1 protein-coding gene is annotated in these 3,892 nt (G+C 58.2%); it reads right to left on the minus strand.

What is annotated here, in order from left to right; translation table 11 throughout:
* Positions 1-3,892, minus strand: a 3,892-nt coding sequence (locus tag EW142_RS16765; RefSeq protein WP_165395301.1) for a beta strand repeat-containing protein, incomplete at both ends; no start/stop codon positions are given.

The following is a 3,892-nucleotide window of genomic DNA, read 5'->3' on the forward strand; positions in this document are numbered from 1 at the left end:
ATTGGCAGCAACCCCAGCACTGTCGTCAAGGTCGCTCAGATTGACCGTCACATCGGTCGCCCCCTCGCTGATCGTCAGAACATTGGTCGGCGCGTCAAGGGCGGCACCAGTGATGTCGTCGTCCGCTATGCCGTCAACATAGTTCTTCGTCGCAGCGTCCTGTGCGTTGGTCGGGTCCGCCAAATTGGTGATAGAGGCGCCCCCGGCATCGTTGCCCTCGGTCAGGACCGCGTCCAAATCCTGGATCTCATTGGTGGCCGATAGGTCTCCGTCGGCCGCGATGTGGTTGGCGATGTCAGTCGCATTGGTCCCTATGTCCGTTGTGTTTGTCGCAATATTGGTCGCATTGGTGGCAATGTCCGTGGTGTTCGTTGCGATGTTCGCCGCATTGGCTGCAACCCCAGCACTGTCGTCTAGGTCGCTCAGGTCAACCGTCACATCGGTCGCCCCCTCGCTGATCGTCAGCACGTTGGTCGGCGCGTCAAGGACAGCCCCTGTGATGTCGTCGTCCGCTATTCCGTCAACATAGTTCTTCGTCGCAGCGTCCTGTGCGTTGGTAGGGTCCGCCAGGTTCACGATCGCAGAACCCCCTGCGTCGTTGCCCTCGGTCAGGACCGCGTCCAAATCCTGGATCTCATTGGTGGCCGATAGGTCTCCGTCGGCAGCGATGTGGTTGGCGATGTCCGTCGCATTGGTCGCTATGTCCGTTGTGTTTGTCGCAATATTGGTGGCATTGGTGGCAATGTCCGTTGTATTTGTTGCAATATTGGTCGTGTTCGTTGCAATATTGGTCGTGTTGGTCGCGACCCCAGCACTGTCGTCTAGGTCGCTCAGGTCAACCGTCACATCGGTCGCCCCCTCGCTGATCGTCAGAACGTTGGTCGGCGCGTCAAGGACAGCCCCCGTGATGTCGTCGTCCGCTATGCCGTCAACATAGTTCTTCGTCGCAGCGTCCTGCGCGTTGGTCGGGTCCGCCAAATTGGTGATAGAGGCACCCCCCGCGTCGTTGCCCTCCGTCAGGACCGCGTCCAAATCCTGGATCTCGTTGGTTGCCGATAGGTCTCCGTCGGCAGCGATGTGGTTGGCGATGTCCGTCGCGTTGGTCGCTATGTCCGTTGTGTTTGTCGCAATATTGGTGGCATTGGTGGCAATGTCCGTTGTATTTGTTGCAATATTGGTCGTGTTGGTCGCGATGTTCGCCGCATTGGCAGCAACGCCAGCACTGTCGTCAAGACTGGAAATATCCACTGTCGGATTGTTGCCCAATTCGTTCGTATAGGTCAACTCGCCACTTACATCATTAAAGGACAATGTGGTATTGGTCTCTGCGATGGATACCGAGGCCACGTTAAGGTAAAGTGCGCCATCTGAACCAAATCCTATGTTGTTGTTGGCATCCCCACTGATCAGGCCAACAGATTCCGTTCCCCCGCCGTCGGTGATTCCCAATACTCCTCCCGTTATGCCACTTCCCGTGTTGTACTCGTTTCCAATGTTTGTGTCCAGGTCCGCCGCGATGTGGTTGGCGATGTCCGTTGTGTTTGTTGCAATATTGGTGGCATTGGTGGCAATGTTCGCCGTGTTCGTTCCGATATTGGTCGTGTTGGTCGCGATGTTCGCAGCGTTGGCAGCAACCCCAGCACTGTCGTCAAGGTCGCTCAGGTCAACCGTCACATCGGTCGCCCCCTCGCTGATCGTCAGCACGTTGGTCGGCGCGTCAAGGACAGCCCCCGTGATGTCGTCGTCCGCTATCCCGTCAACATAGTTCTTCGTCGCAGCGTCCTGTGCGTTGGTAGGGTCCGCCAAATTGGTGATAGAGGCGCCCCCCGCGTCGTTGCCCTCGGTCAGGACCGCGTCCAAATCCTGGATCTCGTTGGTCGCCGATAGGTCGCCGTCCGCCGCGATGTGGTTGGCGATGTCCGTCGCGTTGGTCGCTATATTCGTCGTATTGGTGGCGATGTTCGCCGTGTTCGTGGCTATGTTGGTGGTGTTGGTTGCTATATTCGTCGTATTGGTGGCGATGTTCGCCGTGTTCGTGGCTATGTTGGTGGTGTTGGTCGCTATGTTCGCAGCATTGGCGGCAACGCCGGCGCTGTCGTCAAGGTCGCTCAGGTCCACCGTCACATCGGTCGCCCCCTCGCTGATCGTCAGAACATTGGTCGGCGCGTCAAGGGAGGCCCCCGTGATGTCGTCGTCCGCTATGCCGTCAACATAGTTCTTCGTCGCGGCGTCCTGTGCGTTGACAGGGTCCGCCAAATTGGTGATAGAGGCACCCCCCGCGTCGTTGCCCTCGGTCAGGACCGCGTCCAAATCCTGGATCTCATTGGTGGCCGATAGGTCTCCGTCGGCAGCGATGTGGTTGGCGATGTCAGTCGCATTGGTCCCTATGTCCGTTGTATTTGTCGCAATATTTGTCGCATTGGTGGCAATGTCCGTGGTGTTCGTTGCGATGTTCGCCGCATTGGCTGCAACCCCAGCACTGTCGTCTAGGTCGCTCAGGTCAACCGTCACATCGGTCGCCCCCTCGCTGATCGTCAGCACGTTGGTCGGCGCGTCAAGGACAGCCCCTGTGATGTCGTCGTCCGCTATTCCGTCAACATAGTTCTTCGTCGCAGCGTCCTGGGCATTGGTAGGGTCGGCCAGGTTCACGATCGCAGAACCCCCCGCGTCGTTGCCCTCGGTCAGGACCGCGTCCAAATCCTGGATCTCGTTTGTGGCCGATAGGTCACCGTCGGCCGCGATGTGGTTGGCGATGTCCGTTGTGTTTGTCGCAATATTGGTCGCATTGGTGGCAACCCCAGCACTGTCGTCAAGACTGGAAATATCCACTGTCGGATTGTTGCCCAATTCGTTCGTATAGGTCAACTCGCCACTTACATCATTAAAGGACAATGTGGTATTGGTCTCTGCGATGGATACCGAGGCCACGTTAAGGTAAAGTGCGCCATCTGAACCAAATCCTATGTTGTTGTTGGCATCCCCACTGATCAGGCCAACAGATTCCGTTCCCCCACCGTCGGTGATTCCCAATACACCTCCCGTTATGCCACTTCCTGTGTTGTACTCGTTTCCAATATTCGTGTCCAGGTCCGCCGCGATGTGGTTGGCGATGTCCGTCGCGTTGGTCGCTATATTCGTCGTATTGGTGGCGATGTTCGCCGTGTTCGTTCCGATATTGGTCGCATTGGTAGCAATGTCGGCCGTGTTCGTTGCTATGTCGGTCGTGTTGGTCGCTATGTTCGCAGCGTTGGCGGCAACGCCGGCGCTGTCGTCAAGGTCGCTCAGGTCCACCGTCACGTCCGTCGCCCCCTCGCTGATTGTCAGCACGTTGGTCGGCGCGTCAAGGACAGCCCCCGTGATATCGTCGTCAGCTATCCCGTCAACATAGTTCTTCGTCGCAGCGTCCTGTGCGTTGGTAGGGTCCGCCAGGTTCACGATCGCAGAACCCCCTGCGTCGTTGCCCTCGGTCAGGACCGCGTCCAAATCCTGAATCTCGTTGGTCGCCGATAGGTCGCCGTCCGCCGCGATGTGGTTGACGATGTCCGTCGCGTTGGTCGCTATATTCGTCGTATTGGTGGCGATGTTCGCCGTGTTCGTGGCTATGTTGGTGGTGTTGGTCGCTATGTTCGCAGCATTGGCGGCAACGCCGGCGCTATCGTCAAGGTCGCTCAGGTCCACCGTAACATCGGTAGCGCCCTCGCTGATCGTCAGCACGTTGGTCGGCGCGTCAAGGGCAGCGCCCGTGATGTCGTCGTCCGCTATGCCGTCGACGTAGTTCTTCGTCGCCGCGTCCTGTGCGTTGGTAGGGTCGGCCAGGTTCGTGATCGAGGCACCGCCCGCATCGTTCCCCTCGGTCAGCACCGCGTCCAAATCCTGGATCTCGTTGGTCGCC

Source organism: Flagellimonas allohymeniacidonis (assembly GCF_004296335.1).
GTDB classification, from domain to species: Bacteria; Bacteroidota; Bacteroidia; order Flavobacteriales; family Flavobacteriaceae; genus Flagellimonas; species Flagellimonas allohymeniacidonis.